This window comes from Streptomyces sp. FIT100, assembly GCF_024584805.1.
Lineage (GTDB): Bacteria > Actinomycetota > Actinomycetes > Streptomycetales > Streptomycetaceae > Streptomyces.
In genome coordinates this window covers 6114233-6130620 of sequence record NZ_CP075715.1, presented here as the reverse complement: position 1 = coordinate 6130620, position 16388 = coordinate 6114233, and the positions used below count along the sequence as shown (strand labels likewise).

General features: G+C 70.6%; 9 protein-coding genes. 2 read left to right on the top strand and 7 right to left on the bottom strand.

Annotated elements, in window-relative coordinates; translation table 11 throughout:
* Positions 1-34: 34 nt before the first annotated feature.
* From KK483_RS27650 to KK483_RS27640, 3 genes are all read right to left on the bottom strand, one after another.
* A complete protein-coding gene (locus KK483_RS27650) occupies positions 35-1225 on the bottom strand; it encodes a DUF3696 domain-containing protein (RefSeq protein WP_262007922.1) in 1191 nt (396 codons plus the stop codon).
* Entirely contained in the window at positions 1222-2508 is a 1287-nt protein-coding gene (locus KK483_RS27645) for a DUF262 domain-containing protein (RefSeq protein WP_262007921.1), read from the bottom strand. Before KK483_RS27645 ends, KK483_RS27650 begins: the two co-directional genes overlap by 4 nt.
* 127 nt (positions 2509-2635) lie before the next feature.
* The gene (locus KK483_RS27640) at positions 2636-3088 is read right to left on the bottom strand and encodes an ATP-binding protein (RefSeq protein ID WP_262007920.1); all 453 of its coding nucleotides are present in this window, start codon (positions 3086-3088) and stop codon (positions 2636-2638) included.
* A 161-nt stretch (positions 3089-3249) separates the two neighbouring features.
* Here KK483_RS27640 and KK483_RS27635 point away from each other — a divergent pair, with 161 nt between their 5' ends.
* Both KK483_RS27635 and KK483_RS27630 read left to right on the top strand, forming a co-directional pair.
* Positions 3250-4113: a helix-turn-helix transcriptional regulator gene (locus KK483_RS27635; protein WP_262007919.1), complete on the top strand. Its 864-nt coding sequence runs from the start codon at positions 3250-3252 to the stop codon at positions 4111-4113.
* Positions 4110-4295 (top strand): DUF397 domain-containing protein, encoded by a 186-nt coding sequence (locus KK483_RS27630; RefSeq protein ID WP_262007918.1) that lies wholly within the window; start codon positions 4110-4112, stop codon positions 4293-4295. The genes KK483_RS27635 and KK483_RS27630 overlap by 4 nt, the downstream gene beginning before the upstream one ends.
* A gap of 50 nt (positions 4296-4345) precedes the next feature.
* Here KK483_RS27630 and KK483_RS27625 read toward each other — a convergent pair whose 3' ends face one another.
* From KK483_RS27625 to KK483_RS27610, 4 genes are all read right to left on the bottom strand, one after another.
* Positions 4346-9901, bottom strand: a complete 5556-nt coding sequence (locus KK483_RS27625; protein WP_262007917.1) for a hypothetical protein — start codon at positions 9899-9901, stop codon at positions 4346-4348.
* A 1-nt stretch (position 9902) separates the two neighbouring features.
* Positions 9903-12947, bottom strand: a complete 3045-nt coding sequence (locus KK483_RS27620) for a DEAD/DEAH box helicase (RefSeq protein WP_262007916.1) — start codon at positions 12945-12947, stop codon at positions 9903-9905.
* A 102-nt stretch (positions 12948-13049) separates the two neighbouring features.
* Complete coding sequence (locus tag KK483_RS27615) at positions 13050-14258, bottom strand: serine/threonine-protein kinase (protein WP_262007915.1); 1209 nt, start codon at positions 14256-14258, stop codon at positions 13050-13052.
* Positions 14259-14390: 132 nt separating this feature from the next.
* The gene (locus KK483_RS27610) at positions 14391-16067 is read right to left on the bottom strand and encodes an SWIM zinc finger domain-containing protein (protein WP_262007914.1); all 1677 of its coding nucleotides are present in this window, start codon (positions 16065-16067) and stop codon (positions 14391-14393) included.
* Between the last annotated feature and the right edge of the window lie 321 nt (positions 16068-16388).

Here is a 16388-nt window from a genome sequence, read left to right as displayed (position 1 = left end):
TGTGCGCCCCGCCCCGCCTCCCCAGGCGGGCGTGTCAGCCGATGAGCTGGTCGAGCGTGTTCTCCAGCTCGTCGAAGAAGCCCGAGGGCCACTGGTCGAGCATGCCGTCCGCGTCGACCCGGGGACTGACGAAGTCCACGCCGGTGCCGTCGCCACGGAAGTAGTGGAACGCCGCCTGACCGGGGGTGATCCGCCCCTGCTTGACGGCGAGCCGCACCCCGTTGATGACGTGGTCGCTGTGCGTCTCCATGATCACCTGCGCACCCTGCGCCGCGGCCGAGGCGGCGAGCGCGGCCATCTGGGTCTGGCCCTGGGGGTGCAGGTGCGCCTCCGGGTTCTCCAGGAGGATCAGAGTGCCGGGACGGGCGCTCAGACAGGCGACGACGATGGGCAGGACGTAGGTGAGGCCGAAGCCGACGTTGGTGGGGCGGCGGCGCTTGGTGGCGCCCAGCGTTCCCCGGAAACCGTACGAGAGGCTCACGACGTCGGTGCCCTTGATCGCCTCGGCCTGAATGTCCACCCCTGGGCAGAGGTCGCCCATCCAGGCGGCGGTCTGGTCGATCAGGAGGTCGGAGGCGGCCTTCGGGTGGCGCAGCGGACCCGCGGGAACCGTGTCCTCGCGGTGGTGGCGCAGGAAGTTGACGGTGTGTTCGCCACGCACGCCGAGGAACCCCCGGCCGATGGCCACCTGGTGGTCACGCGGGTAGAACTCGGCCGGCGAGATCCGGTCGGCGCGCAGGTACTGGAAGGGGCCGGTGAAGAACGCCGGGGTCACCGCCTCGGGCCCGGCCGGCCGCTCCCGTCCGCCCTCTGAGGTGTCGGGGAGGTCGGCGTCGACAAGCGGCAGCAGGTTCTGCTCACGCTCGGCGGCGGCGGTCCACTCGTAGTGGTAGGGCCCCTCGTCCACGGCGAGGCCGATCCGGGGTTCGTCCTCCGTGAAGTCCTCGTGGAGGACGTCCTCTCCGGTGCCGAGGCCGACGAGTTCGCCGTTGAGCAGGAAGCCCTGGTTGGCGACGCTCGTGCGGAGTCCGGCCTGGCGTGCCTCGGGCAGCAGCGGGGAGACCGCCAGGTCTCCGGACTCATAGGACTGGCGGAGCAGTGCGAGGGACTGGAGGACGCTGCTCTTGCCCGAGGAGTTGAGGCCGGTGAGGAGGGTCAGCGGGCCGAGGGGGATCTCCGCGTGCCGGAACGCCTTGTAGTTGTGCAGCGTCAATCGGTCGATCACTGTTCGGCCACCCCTCGGAACAGTCGTGCCACCACCTGGAATCGGGTGCGGATCCTCGCCGGGTCCCCGGTGCCCACGGAGATCGACCGGTCGAAGTCCCAGTCGTCCATGAGCTCGAAGAAGCGGTCGTGCACCCTCGCCCGCGACGCTACCAGCCTGTTCCGCTCGTGATCGTCGAGTAGCGCGAGATGGACGGAGATCGTCTCGAACAGGGCTTTGTTGATGGCGGGAGAACTGCGCTCTCCCCCACGCCACTTGCGGAAGGCATGCTCACCGAACAGATCCCGCGCGTACCGCATCGCCATCCGGAACTCCCGCGCCAGCTGCGCCCGCCGCTCCTCGCCGATGGAGTTGATCAGATACATGGAGTCGATGAGGAACTTGTCGAAGTCCTTCTCGGTGTGCGCGGCCGGGTTGGTCAGGCGGAAGGCGAGGAAGCGCAGCACCATCTCCCGGTCGGCCATCCGTTCGTCGGACACGCTCCACCGGGTGGCCTCGCCGAAGGCCGGGTCCTCGGCCAGGTCGGCGAGGAAGGTCCGGACGGGCCCGCTCACCAGCGCGTGCCGCAGTTCCTGCGGCTTCAGCGGCACACCACCGGTGTTGATCCGGGAGAAGACGTTGTACTTGACCTCCTCCCGGGTGCCCTGCTGCAGGATGTGGACGGTGAGCTGGGTCTCGCGCAGTCGCAGCTTCAGCCGTCCGCTGAGGTCCTGGTACGTACTGCCGTCGAGCTGCCAGAGGTAGTCCATGCCCCGGAGGGTCAGCGGCCCCAGGTCGGTGAGTTCGGGCTTCATGAACCGGGCGATGGCGGTGAGCCGCTGGACGCCGTCCACGACGGCCCACTTGTCCTCGTCGCCGTACGCCATATGGAAGTTGGAGATCGGGATGCGGAGCAGCAGCGACTCGATCAACCGGCTCTGCGCGCGGTCGCTCCAGATGCCGGAGCGGCGCTGGAAGTCCGGTGCGAGGTCGAGCATGCCCTGCTCCAGCCGGGACAGCAGCAGTTCCGGGGTGGTGGTCTCGGTGTGGATCCTGATGTTCTCGGGCCGGAACGGGGCGGAGATGCCGTCCGCGTCCCGGTAGTCGCCGGGCTCCTCGTCCTCCTCGTCGGCGGGGAGTTCCAGCTCGACACCGGTCGGACGGCCGTCGGAGCCGACTTCGAGCGGCGAGCCCAAGGGGAGGAGGAGCGAGTCCGGCTGGTCGATGTCCTCCGGCCCGGCATATCCCCGGGGGTCCACCGACCGGCTCCCTCCGGCGCCCCGGCCGTCCTCCGCTTCCGCCATGCCGCCTGTCACCCTCCGCCGCCTGCCACCGCCCGATGCCGTGCCCGGCTCAGCCTATAGACGGTGCCGGGAACTGTCGGTGCGATCACCGGAGATTCGTCCCGGATGTCCGGCGGACGGCGCGTGCTCAGGGTGTCAGGTCCAGCTCGGCGACGACGGTCTTGCCGACGGGGACGCGGTCGAGCACGTCCCACCGGTCGGCGAGCGCCTCGACCAGGATCAGGCCCCGGCCGTTCTCCGCGAGGGGCGCGGGGCGGGGCACGCCCGGGGCGGGTGGGTGGCGCTCGCCCCAGGCGTCGGAGACCTCGACGCGCAGGGTCCGGCCGAGGAGCTTGACGGCGAGCTCGAAGTCCCGGCCGGGGACGCGGCCGTGCGTGGCGGCGTTGGCCGCGAGCTCGGCGACGAGCAGGGCGGCGGTGTCGGACGCCTGGCTGCCGTGCGGCACGCCCCAGGTGTCGAGCTGGTGCAGAGCGAGCCGGCGGGCGAGCCGGGCGCCGCGCGGGGTGGAGCTGAAACGCTGGGTGAACACACGTACGGTGACGGGGGCGGTGGGTACGGCAGGGGTGGACGGTGTTGTCATATGCCCAAGGTGCCGGTGGATCAGGGCGGTTCACCAAGACTGCCGCGTGTACGCCAAGTCAGCGTACGCACACGTTCGGTGGACAGTACGCGTGACGGTCCGTGACCATGTACGGGAGTCGGAAGCGTTACGGCGGCGGGTGGCACGGGAGGTGTCCGGCGGTGGCCTACGAGAGCACGGACGGCGGTACGGGGGCGGCGGGCGGCGCGGAACCGGGGGCGTCGGACAGTCTGCGCACCTTCGGCGCGGTCGTCCAGGCCTTACGCGAACACGCGGGCCTGAGCCGGGAGGAGTTCGGCGCCCTGGTCGGCTACTCCAAGCACACGGTCGCCTCGATCGAACAGGGCAGGCGCATGCCGGACCGCGACTTCGTGGAACGCGCGGAACCGGTGCTCGGCGGTACGGGGGCGTTACGGAAGGCGGCGCCGCACCTGTCGAGGCAGGCGGGGCTCGCGAGCTGGTTCCGGCAGTGGGCACGCCTTGAGGCGACGGCGATCAGCCTGTACACGTACGAATGCCGGGTGGTCCCGGGCCTGTTGCAGACGGAGGCGTACGCGCGAGCGGTCTCGCTGGACGTGCCCCCGTTGCCGGACCCGGAGGAGCTGGAGCAGCGGATCGCGGCGCGGCTGGCGAGGCAGGAACTGCTGGCGGTCACACGGAAGCCGCCGACGGCGTTCAGCTTCATCGTGGAGCAGGCGGTGCTGGAGCGGTGGACGGGCGGGGAGGAGGTGACGCGGGAACTGCTGGACCACTTGATGGGGTTGGTGGAGCGGAACTGGAACGTGGAGTTTCAGGTGATGCCGCTGCGGAGCCTGTCCCATGCGGGCATGGACGGCCCTGTGCAGCTGGCTGAGACACCGGACAACCACTGGTTTGCGTACTCCGAGGGGCAGCAGAACGGAAGACTGATCTCCAACCGCAAGGAGATCAGCCTCCTCCAGCAGCGGTATGCGAAACTGCGCTCGCAGGCCCTGACGCCCGAGGATTCGCTGGGCCTGCTCAAGCGATTGCGAGGAGCGCTATGAGCACGTCCGAACTGGCCTGGTTCAAGAGCAGTTACAGCGGCTCGCAGGGTGACAGCTGCGTAGAGGTGGCGAAGGGAACCCAGGCGATCCACGTCCGGGACTCCAAGGACCAGCGCAGCCCCGAACTCGCCCTCTCCCCCACCGCGTGGAACGACTTCGTCACGTACGCCGCCCAGGTCTGACCTCACGCGAGCGCCCCGCACCGGAGCCGTCCGGCGCGGGGCGCTGTCGTTCACGCCGATGGAGGCGTCCACTTCCCCTTGTCGACGGCCTCCTGGAGCCGCCCGGAGAAGTAGGCGTGCGCCGCGCGCATCTCCGCCTCACGGTCGGCCTTGTAGAAGGGCGCGGTGTAGCCCTCGGGAGGCTCGGGACGCTCCTTCTTCTGGTAGGCGAGGAAGTGCTCGTAGTGCTCCTTGGTCTGGCCGAAGCCGTAGGTGTGGCGGATTCCCGCGATCTTGCGTTCGTTGGCATCGAACCAGGTCACCGCGTCGAAGTCCTGCATGATCGCGAAGCGTGACTTGTACATAGCCGCGAGCGCGTCTGCACTCACTCCGAGCCAGACAGCGACCAAAGCGTCGATTTCTACGAGCGCGGCCCTTCGGGCGCGCTCGCTCCGGAGCGGCGTCGCGCGTTCCCACGTGGGGCCGACCGCGTGAAGAGGCTGCATGTCTTGCCACTCCATCGCCCAGGGTTCGTGTCCGGGCCAGGTTGGCTCGTAGAGTTCCGCCCACAACTCTGCGTAGGCAGATGTGAGGCAGTTGAGACGCAAGGTGCGCAACAGGAGGGCCGAGGAAAGCGGATGGCCACCTTCCGGTGCGGGTAGACGTCTGGCTGGAGCCACATCAAGGTTCCTCACGCGAACGGTGCGCAGCAGATAGTCCACCGGCAGTGATGCCCAGAAGCCAGAAAGCAACGCAGTGCTCCGGGTGTCCGGCAGTACCGCACTTCGCAAGGCGTGAACGTGCGCGACCCCAGGAGGCACCAAGGCCGTGTAGAGCGCCCTTTCTGTGTCAGGCGCAATCATCTGGCGCCACACCATCCGATAGAACTCCGTATAAGGCCGCCGCAACCGCAGCAGCAGCTCCGCCTCCACCTGCTCCTCGGTGACCTCCGAAACCTCCACCTCGAAGCGCCCCGCCGCAGCGGCCCGCGCCCGCCTCACCTCACGCTCGGACTGCTTCAGCTGCTCCAGCGTCCTGCCGTCGCTCCACACGTCCTGCGCCGCTCGGTACGCCTCGGGCTTCGCGACGTACACGTACTCGGACTCCGGCACGGCGTCGTCCGCGAGGGTCAGCGGGTTGAGGCCCAGGACCTCGCCGCCTCTCTGGCTCGGCTGCTTGAACATAGGGTTGGCCAGGCCGATCTGGGGGCCCTTGAGGATCACCTCGGACCAGTCGGCCGGCCGCCAGACCACGCCCGCGTCATCCGGGGTGTTGTAGTCGATGAGGTCGGCCGCCTTCGCCCCGCTCTCGTGGTAACCGCTGCTGATCTGCGGCTCGTACTCCGCGAGCCGCAGAGAGTAGTCCGCCAGCGCCTCGATCGCCTGCGCCTCGGCCGTGCTCACTGGCGACAGCAGCCGGGCCTGGCGTACGGGCTGCGACTCGTCGCCGGTGAGCTTCTGCCAGCGGGCGAGCATCGTCTCGTCCACGTGCACGATCCGCTTGCGGTGCGGGCGTTCGTCCCAGCTCGCACCGTACTTGATCCCGGGGTCCGGAGCGGTTCCGTCATCCTCGGCCGACAGCCGCAGGGCGTCTACCGAGACGAGCCAGGACAGATGGTCAAAGCCAATCTCGCCTTCCCGACCATAGATGTGCACGCCGAAGTGACTGGCATGGCCGACAGGAGGCGGGAAGAAGCGATTGCCCTGATTCACGAAGTCGCCGTGCACGCGGAGTCGGGTGTACGCGGCCTCGCGCAGACGCCCTTCCTTGTCGCCGCTGAAGTGCGAGTCCGGGTGGATCAGGCCCACGGAACCGTTGCGGGCCGTGTGCTGCCAGGTCTGGCACATGAACGCCCGGTGCAGGTCGGGCTGAGTCCCCGCGAGCAGCGGATACACCGGCCCCGACCCGAGCATCTCGCTCATGCCGCTGGTGGACGCCAGCTCGGCGAGCAGGTAGGCGCGGGCGCGCGGTGACTTCAGCAGCTCGTCGCGCCGCCGCGTGCGTTCCACCTTGGTCGGCTTCTCGGTGAACATGAACCACGGTTCGTGCTCGGCCAGGATGGGATTCTCCTCCCACCTCGGCCGCACCCAAGGCGGATTACCCACCTGGAGGTCGAACCCGCCCCCCGGCCCCCGGAACACGTGCGCGAAGTGCAGCTCCCAGTGGAAGAAGCCGTGGCCGTCCTCCGCCTTTATGTCCTTCTCCGTCGACCCCGCGATGTCCTCGACCGTGTTCAGCCACGGGTAGCGGAACGGCAGCTGCGTCGCCGGGCGCATGCCGAGGAAGCCCTCCAGGCGGTCCTCCACGTCTGCGAGGACTTCCAGTGCCTCGTCGGGGCCCAGCTTCTCGATGCCCGAGAGCAGCGACTGCTCGGGCATGTCGACCTTGCCCAGCAGGCTCTCCAGGAAGTCCAGCCAGTCGCCGAGGCTCTGGAGCGGGACCGTCGTCCGCTCCGGCGGGCGGTTGACCGTCTTACGGGCGGCCGAGGTGCTCCGCTTGGCCGTACCGGAGGCCAGGACCTCGCCCAGCTCCTCCTGCTCCCCGTCCGGGTCGTCGAACAGGCCCGCCGTCCGCCACAGCTGGTCCCCGGGCGCGGGGCCGGACGGCGGCGCCACCGGCTCCGCCGGCGCGGCGGGCGCCACCGCGCCCATCAGCCCCGGTACCGACGACTCGTCGACGAGCGCGCCGCCCGTGCCGTACACCGGGTCCGTGCCGTCGAGTTCGCCGGTCTTGTCCAGCGGCCAGAACCACAGCGCGCACCAGGCGTCCATGACCGTCTTCAGCCGCCAGTACGGCGTGCCGTGGCGGGTCAGGTCGTCGAGGACCTTCTGCTTGTCCTCCGCCTCCGCCGGCTGCTCCAGCCAGTCCGCGCCCCACACGTCGACGCGTCGAGACACCGCCCGTTCGGAGAGTTCGAGCCGGGTCGCGACCAGCGACCAGAGGAACTCGGCGCGCCGGGCCACGCCCTGGAGGCGGCCCAGTTCGGTCTTGTCGGCCGCCTTGCGCCAGCGGTCGTAGCGCTTCTGCCGGGCTTCGGCGGTCTCGTCGCCGCGCTCCGGGAACGGCTTCGGCGCCTTCGGGGCCTTCTGGACGCCCTTGCGCCACGCGCCCAGCGCCTTGGCCTCGTCCTCGGCGAGCTTCTTCGCCTCCGGCTCACCGGCGACCGCGCCCCAGCCGATCGCGGGCAGCAGGAACTGGTGCACCGCGCCCTCGGGCAGCGGGCCGTCCCGGAACGGCAGGTCCTTCGGCGGGAGGGTGTTCTTCTTGGCCAGCCATCCACCACCCGGCAGAACATCCGCCTGGTAGACCTTGCGGCCCGCGCCGATGAGGGAGTTGCCGCGCCGCAGGTGGAGGCCGAACCAGGGGGCTCGCATGCCCGGGTGCATGGAGTTGAGCCAGAGGGAGACCTCGGCCAGTTCCACCGCCGTGGCGTTGAGGTCCACGCCGTAGGCGTTGTGCAGGGCGACGTACGCCTTGGCCTTCTGGAGCTCGATCTGCCGCAGTTCGGGGTCGACCCGGCGGCCCAGCTCGCGTTCGCGGCGGCGCAGGTACTCGGCGGCCACCTGGTCGATGGCCTCGTTGAGGAACGCGCCCGAACCGAGGGCCGGTTCGCAGATCTTCCACTCCAGGAGTTCCCGAGCCGGGGTGGTCGTGCCGTCCTGGTCGAGGCGATGGCGGAGGGCCAGCTCGACCGTCACCTCGGTGAGGGACTTCGGGGTGTAGTAGGAGGCGGAGGTCTGGCGGTCACGGCCGGCAAGGCGGTAGACGAACGAACCCTTGGGGTGGGGCACCCGCTCCAGGCGGCCCGTCTCCTCGTTCGTCCGCTTGACGAAGAGGGCGTCGTCGTAATCCCCCGCGCGGACACGGGATTCGGGGACCATCCAGCTGCCGCCCGACGGGTCGCCGCCCTTGGCGACCTCGTACAGCTCCTCCTCCGCGATGAAGCCCGTGTAGGACATCAGGCCCTCGTACACCGCGCCGAGCTGATTGATGCCGAGCTGGGCGTACGAGATGAAGCCGCCGCGCTCCCGCCCCTTGCCCTTGGTGAGCATGAGGCGGCGCAGCACCTTGTGCAGGGTCTCGTTGCGCAGCCGGGTGTCCAGGATCGGGCGGCGTTTCTCGCCCTCGCCGCCCCGATAGGCCGGGTTCTCGATCTGGTCGTCCGAAATGAGCCGGACGGCCTCCTTGGTGAACAGCTCGGAGCGCAGGGCCTCGAACCGTAGGCCCGCACTCGTGCTGCGGGCGGCGGCGCGGCGGGCGCGGTCGGCCTCGCGGACCCGGTCGGTGTACTCGGCCTGGGTGATCGTGCCGGCGGACAGCAGCCTGGCCGCCTCGTTCTCGGCCGCCGTCGCCTCGCGGGCCGCCTCCTCCGCCGCGAGGTCCTCGGGCTCGGTGCCGTAGCGGCGGTGGCCCTTCTCGACCTTCTCGAAGAGCAGGTCGAGGGACTCGTACAGGTGGAAGCCCTTCCGGGAGCGCTCGCCGACGAGGTCGCGCAGGACGAGGTCGCCGAGCCGCTGGAGGCCGTAGCCCTGCTCGTACTCGGGGTAGTCGGAGGGCAGGATGCCCAGGGTGGGGCTGGCCTCGGCGTACAGGAGGAACAGGATGCGGTACAGGTAGCGCAGCGACTCGCGGCTGAGTTCCTTGGCGAGGCGGGCCGGGTCGTCCAGGGCCTCCAGGGCGACGGCGTTCTCCGGGTCGCGCAGCCGGTCCAGAACCTCGTTGGCGATCCACTCGACGCTCAGGCGCAGGCCCTCGCGGAGTTCGGTCGAGACGCCGACGGCGTGCTTGGAGGACCGGTCGAGGAAGGCGGCGAGCGGCGCGGTGCCGCCCTCGGCGGGGACGCGCAGCGCGTCTGCGCCGAACAGCGCTGCCAGGATGTCGAGTTCGCCGCCGTGACGGTCGTCGCGGCGGTGCAGGGCCGCGTCGAGGTCGGCGGACAGATAGCGGCCCTCGGGCCAGGCGAGGCGGTCGGCGAGGACGACGACACCACCGACGAGCAGCAGGACGTGGCGCGGAGGTGCGTCGCAGGTGAAGAGGAAGTCGGTGAGGGCCTTCGCATCCAGCAGGTCGGGCGCCGACGTCTCCGTCTCCACCGGGTGGAGCAGGCGGCCGGCGCCGTCGGGGTCGAGAGCGGCGTCGGGTTCGGTGGTCCAGCCGCAGGCGACCGCGTACAGGCCGGGTTCGGCGTGGAGGACCTGGACGGCGTACTCGCGATCGGCGCGGTGGACGGTCACGGTCTGCTCGTGGGCGTCGGTGTAGCCGAAGGCGCGCAGGGTGTCGAGGTGGCTTTCGGTGTACCGCTTGCGCCACCCTTCGGGTGCGAGCGCGTCGGGCTCGGCGAGCGCCGCCGCGTCCTCGGCGAGGGGGGCACGGCCGGCGAAGTAGGGGCCGTGCAGGGCGCGCAGGCCCTCGCGTGGGGTGCGGACGCGCGGCGGGACGGAGTCGGGGCCGAGGCCCTGGCGGGCGGCGTCGGCGACGGCGTCGGCGTGCCGGCGGCGTTCGGTCTCCTCGAAGGCCGCCCAGCGGGTGAGGAGGCCGTCCTTCGCCTTGAGGTCCTTGGGGAGGATTTCGGCGAGGTAGTGCGGCGAGAGGTAGTCGCCGTGGTTGACCAGCGAGTCGTACGTCACGTCAGTTCTCCGCCTGGGCGTCGGACAGGTGGGCGGTGTCGGATGCGGGTGTCGGGTCCTGGACGCCTGCGGTGGGGGCGACGGTCTCGGCTCCGGAGGCGTCCGGGGTGCCGGGGCGGTCGAGGACGGCGAGAACCCGCAGCAGCGGGCGGCCGGTGGTGTGCAACTGGTCGAGGAGCCGGGCCAGTTCGTCGGCGGTCTCCTCGACCAGGCGCTCGCGGCGGCCGGTGACGCCGGGCAGCAGGGAGTCGGTACGCCACTGGGCCACATGTTCGCGGTAGGCGGCGAGCGGCCCGCTGATCTGCTCCTCCCATGCGGCCCTGCCCGCGTCCAGGTGGTGGCGGGCGGCGGCGACGGCAGCGGGAACGAGGGCCTGGAGCCGGTCCAGGTTCTGCGGGCCTCCGGTGCGGGCGAGCCTCGGGCCGACCTTCGCGTCGCGCAGCGCGTCGGCCATGGGGCGCACCTCGGGCGTCCCGGTGCCGTCGGGGCGGATCCCGGTCACGGCCATCCAGCGGACCACGGTCGGGCGGCCGAGGGCGTTGGAGTGGATGCCCTGGACGAGGAAGACCGGGCCGTCGACGTGGGGCGTGGTGATGACCGGGGCCTCCTGCCGGCCGAACTCGACCAGGACCTTGTCCGTCAGCCACTCGACCACCGGATGGATGTCGGTGAGGAAGGAGACGTCCGGCCACATCGTGGTGCTGCTGTCCCTGGCCTCGGTGAGCTTGCGCTGTGCGAGGGCCCGGTCGAAGGTGACAAGCATCCGTTCGGCGACGTGCTGTTCCCTGAGGTAGGAGGGCGGCAGCGCCTTGAGGCGGTGGAGCAGGTCGGGCGCCAGGGCCGGAGAGAGGGAGAAGTAGGCCCCGCCTTGGGCGTCGGTGCCGGACGACAGCGCGATCTGGTCCTCGGCGCGCTCCTCGTACACCTCGTCGAGGGCGGTGGCGACGAAGTCGGCAGTGTCGCCGTCGAAGAGCGAGATCAGCTCGGCGCGCGCGGGCAGCTCCTGCTCGGTGATCGTGTCCACCTGGCCGAACAGGTCGGCGAGTGCGGTGTCCTCGGCGGGAGCGGACTCCAGGAACTCCTCGACCGTGCCGCCCCGGACCAGTTCCTTGATGAGCCGGCGCTCTTCCTCCTCGGCCCGGTAGAGACCGGAGACGGCCTCGGCCGTGCCGTCCAGCTTGTGCGCCTCCTCCTCGCGGAGGAGCAGCTTCTCGGCGACCGTGCGGTCGTCCTTGGCGCCGGGAACGACCGAGGTGAGGATCAGCGCGTGGAACCGGGGCTCGTACTTCTGCCCGTACCGGTCGATGCGGCCGTTGCGCTGCTCGATGCGGATCAGGGACCACGGGATGTCGTAGTGGACGAGGTGATGGCACTGGCGGTGCAGGTTGACGCCCTCGGAGGCGACGTCTCCGGTGAACAGCAGCCGGACGGGGGTGTCGGCGAGACCGAACGCCTCGAGGACCTTGCCCTGCTCCTCGTCACTGAGGCCGCCGTGCATCACTGCCACGGCCTTCGACGTGCCGTCGGTCCCGACCGGGAAGCCCAGACGGGCGGGGACGACCTCGGCGAGCCAGGTCAGTGTGCGGACGCGTTCGGAGAAGACCACGGCCCGCGTGGTGGACCGGGGGCCGACGCCGATCTCCTTGAGCTGGGCGACGAGGGCGTCGAGCTTGGCGGAGTCGCCGGGCGCGGTGCCGTCGCCCATGCCGGACACGATCTCCCGGAGCCGGGCGAGGGCGGCCTGCTCGGTGGCGATGGCGGGGTCGGGCCGCAGCCCCTTCTCCTCGGCCCTGCGGACCCGGTCCCTGAGGGAGGAGATGCGGTTCGCGACCGTCTCACCCAGGGCGACGTGCGAGGACAGGAACGTCTTGAGCAGGTTGTAGGCGAAGACCGGCTCGACGGCGGCCGAGACGGGGTCCTGACCGGCGGTGCCGAACTCCGTGCTCGTCGGCGGGGCGGGGATCCAGTGCTCGGCCAGTTCGGCGAAGACCCGCTCCTCCTCCTCGGTGGCGGCACAGCGGAGGGAGACGGTAGGACCCCGGTCCGGCCATTCGGTGCCCATCTCGTCCCGGACCTCGGGGCTGATCTTGGTACGCCGGATGAAGAGGTGACCGAGGTCCTCCGCCGGGTCGTAGTGGTCCCGGTCGGCGATGGCGGCCGGGTCGAGCAGGGAGATCAGGTCGGCGAAGGACCGCTTGTCGCCGTTGTGCGGGGTGGCGCTGGCGAGCAGCAGGGCGTCCGTGCGCGGCGCAAGGATCTCGGCGAGGGCGCGGCGCTGGCTGCCGGGGTTGATCAGGTTGTGGGACTCGTCGATGACGACGGCGTCCCAGCGGATCCGCTCCAGGTGGTGCCGGTACTGGCCGATGTTCTTGAGGGTGTCCACGGAGATGATCACGCGCTTGTAGTGCGTGAACGGGTTCCGCCCCGCCGGAAGCTCACGCTGGACACGCTGGATGCCGAGCGAGTCGAGCCGTACGAGCGGGATGGAGAAACGGGTCCACAGCTCGTGCTGGAACTGCTCCAGGATGCTCTGCGGGGTCACGACCAGAATGCGCTCGCCGCGGCCGCGCCGGATGAGTTCGGCGAGGGTCAGGCCGATCTCCAGGGTCTTGCCGAGACCGACGACGTCGGCGATCAGGACCCGGGGGCGGAGGTTGCGCATGGACAGGGCGAGCTCGGCCGGACGCTGCTGGTAGACGAGCGGGTCCAGGAGGAAGCGGTCGGCGAGGGCGAGGCCCCGCTCCGACTGAGGCAGCGGCGTCTTGCGCAGGACGGCTTCGAGGAACAGGCGGCTGCGCCGGAAGTACGAGGAGGTGTCGGGTACGAGGACGGTCTTCTCCGGGTCCAGGAGTTCCACCGTGTCGATGCCGCTGAAGAAGACGGCCTCCTCGTCCCGCACGAACTCGGAGACGCCGACCGCCTCGATCCTCTCCCCGTCGTGATCGGTCGTGATGGTGTTACGGACCAGCCACTCCTCGTCACGTACGAGGATCTGCGCGCCCGGCGGGAACCGGGTCCCCTCCTGCGTCGCCCCCTGGTCGGTCACTCACGGCCCCTTCGTCTTTCGTGTGTCGTCACTCTCGCCTCCGCAAGTCTGTCACGGGGAGAAAGCGGGACGTACGAGATCGGGCACGGGGGCCGCGCCTGCTCAGAAACGGGCCTCGCGGGCGTAGTCGGCACGCATCCGCTCAGCGATCCTCAAGGGCGCGGAGGGCCGGACAGCGGTCACCCCGCCGCGTGGGCGCGATGGGATTTCCGCCTGCAAGGGCGTGGACTCCTGGGCAGTGGAGGTCCCGTCATCCGAGTCATCCGCATCGAGGTCTCCCTCTGCGGTGTACTGCCCTGCGCCTGTGGAGAGGGGCGAGCCCGCCTGCTCGTCCTCCTCGACCGCGGCCTGGTCGATGACGGCGGGTGTGTAGGGAGGTGCGCCGGCTCCGGCCGAGGGTTCGGGAGCCGGCGCGGGAAGCTGGGGCACGCTGATCCCGGGCGTCAGGTCGGTGAGGCGGCGCTTGGCCTGGAGGGCGGTCAGACCCTGTTCACGGATGACGCGCACCAGCCGCTCGATGACTTCGGGGAGTGCCGGCCTGGCATCCGGATCCAGTGCCAGCATGTCCGTGATCAGCGGTACGAGTTCCGGTGGGGCGTCCGTCAGATCGGGAGAGGCCGCCGGGTCCTCGATCTTCAGGGCGACGGCCTGCCACGTCGGCCCCTCGTACGGGTAGTGCCCGGTCGCGGCGAAGAGCAGCACCGCGCCCAGCGCGTACACGTCGGCGGACCGGTCCAGCTGTTGCTCACCCCGGGCCTGCTCCGGCGGCATGCAGAGAACGCTGCCGACGACGAACCCGGTGGCTGTGAGGGTGGTGCGGCGTTCCGCGAGCACGGCGAGACCAAAGTCGATCACCTTGGGACCGTAGGGGGAGAGCAGGATGTTCTGCGGCTTCAGGTCGCGGTGGAGCAGCCCCGCCTCGTGGACCGTGCCGAGGCCCTCGGCCAGCAGCGCTCCGAGGCTGGCGGTCTCGGCGAGCGGCATGGGCCCTTGACCGGCGACCAGGGTGCGCAGATCAGGCCCGGGGACGTACTCGACCGCGAGCCAGGGCTGATCGGCGTTCGCGTCGGCGCCGACGAAGGCTGCGACGAAAGGCCCGTAGACGGTACGCAGGCTCTCCACCTCGGACAGGAAACGCGCCCGGGTGTCCTCGTCGAGCACGGAGGGCTTGATGACCTTCACCGCGGCCTGGTGGCCGGCCGCGGACTCGCCCAGGAACACCTGGCCCATACCGCCGGAGCCGATCCGGCACACGAGGGCGAAACCCCCGATCTCCTTCGGGTCGTCATCCCTCAGTGGTTCCACGGTCACGCCTCCCCCTTGCGGTCCGCGCCCCCCACGTTTCCGCGCGGTGGATCTACCCGGACCGGGAGGCAGTCTATGCAGGTCCCCTGTCGTCCCGTACCGGCTTCCCCGGAGGCGCCACCGGCGCGACGGTCGACGTCACGAGCCTGACAGGCCGTGGTCGTCCAGCAGGCGCATCAGGTTCCGCTTCCGCTTCTGGGCGGCGCGAAGGTCGGTGATGTACGCGGTGAAGTCGTCCGGTTTGCCGAGGCGGCGGTGGCAGTCGCGGACGCCCAGGAGCAGGCTGACGAGCTGTTCGTAGGCGCGGTTGCCGGTCTCACGGGTGAGGCGGGTGACCAGGCGGAGGTAGACGGCGAGGGCATCCGCGGGGCGGGTCGGGCGGAGTCGGTCGGCGAGGGTGCGCCACTGGCCGTCGTGGGCGCCGTACTCGCCGGCTACCCGCCAGGCTGCGTCGATGTCCCCGTCGTCCAACAGGATGTCGACCAGGACCCGGCCGCCGCGCGGATCCGCCCGCTCGGCATCGTCGCGGAGAAGTGCCAGTGCCTTCTCGCGCTCGGTCGGCCAGCACGCGGCGGCACGTGCCGCCGCACGCAGCTGCTGGTAGGCGAGCAGGGTGCGGCGGGCTGCGAAGTGGTCCCGGCGCAGGGTGACGGCGTCGGCGGGCCGGCCGGTCCGGGTGTAGCGGTCGGCGACGTGGTCGATCAGGGCGGTGTCGACGGTGGCGAGGTCCTCGGTCTCCCGGATGCCGCGCTCGGCCCATTCCAGGGCATCGGCGGTACGGTCGGCGGCGTCGAGTTCGCGGGCGATGAGCAGGTGGGTGTGGCCGTTCGGCGCGAGATCGGCGGCGTGCACGGCGATCACTGTGTCAATGTCCCGCCCCGACTTCGCGAGGCGTTGCATCAGGTGCTTCTCGGCCCAGCCGGTGCGGTTCGCCTGCCACGCCTCGACCGCGTACCGGCGCAGGGCGGCCATCCCCTGCCCGCCGAGCAGGTCCTCATAGTCGAGCGGGCCGATGTCCGTCAGGTCGGCCGCATCGTCGAGCGCGTGCGCCACGAGCCAGCGGGCGAGTTCCTCCGGGTCGGGGCCGGCCGCACGGCAGGCCTCGTGGTGGGCGTCGGCCAGGCCGGCGCCGATCTCCCCGAGTCGGCCGTCGGAGTCATCGACGTTGTCGACCGCGGCGGCCAGCATCCCGATCACCTCCCGGGCCAGAGCCATCGAGTCGGCCGCCTGGCCGGAGGCCGTCAGTGACCGGATCGCGTCGACCGCTTGCGCGGCCTGGTCGGCGTAGGCGTGAACGTCGGCGTACTCGACGTAGCCGTACCGGGCGAAAGGGCCGCTGTCGAGCAACTCGCTGATACGGGAACGGATCCCGGCCACGTCACCGCGGGCGCTCGCCGCCCGCAGTTCCAGCCGCTTCCGCAGGTTCCGGTCCTCGGCCATCTCTTCGCGTACAAGAGCGAGCAGATCGTCCCGTGACATGCCGGTCAGCCAGGCGTCGAGGCCTCGGGTCCGGTCCCGGGCAGCATTCCGCAGGCGAGGCAGGTCGGCTTCCTGGGCGATCACCGTCAGACCGAGCGCGACCAGGTGCTTGCAGAAGTTGCCCTCCTGGCCGTACGGGCAATCGCACATGCCCGCCGGCATTCCGCGCCCGCCCAGGAGCAGCTCCACCTCGTACCGCTCCGTGCCGCGTACCGACGCCCTGATCCAGCCGTCACCGAACTCGACCCCGGACACTTCGTCGGTATAAGCCAGTCCACGCTCGAACGACCGCTCCCCGGCCAGCGCCCTCAGCTTCGCTTCCGTAAGACCGCCCACGGCTCTCCGCGCTCCGCTCCGGCTCGGACTCCCCCAACGGCCTCCACACTAGACGGCCGCCCGGTCCACGACCCCATCCTCGCGCCAGGCCGTCAACAACCGATTCTCTGCGGCGCCTTACGCCCCACCTGTATGGTCGTCGACCACCGCGGCTCCCCGGACCTTCCCCGAAAGGTGCCGCATGACCAATCCCGCCCGGTTGCCCAAGCTGGACAGTGGTTCCCACAGGGCCGGATCGACTACGACCAGTACGGCCTTGAGCTGGTTGATCGCCTGGGTACGGGCTTGACCGCGGGATCCCCGGCGATCTTGAACATCCGG

Bases quoted from the DNA above. Each gene is read 5' to 3' on its own strand.
- KK483_RS27645 (WP_262007921.1), bottom strand. From the start codon at position 2,508: ATGGCGGAAGCGGAGGACGGCCGGGGCGCCGGAGGGAGCCGGTCGGTG.
- KK483_RS27640 (WP_262007920.1), bottom strand. From the start codon at position 3,088: ATGACAACACCGTCCACCCCTGCCGTACCCACCGCCCCCGTCACCGTA.
- KK483_RS27630 (WP_262007918.1), top strand. From the start codon at position 4,110: ATGAGCACGTCCGAACTGGCCTGGTTCAAGAGCAGTTACAGCGGCTCG.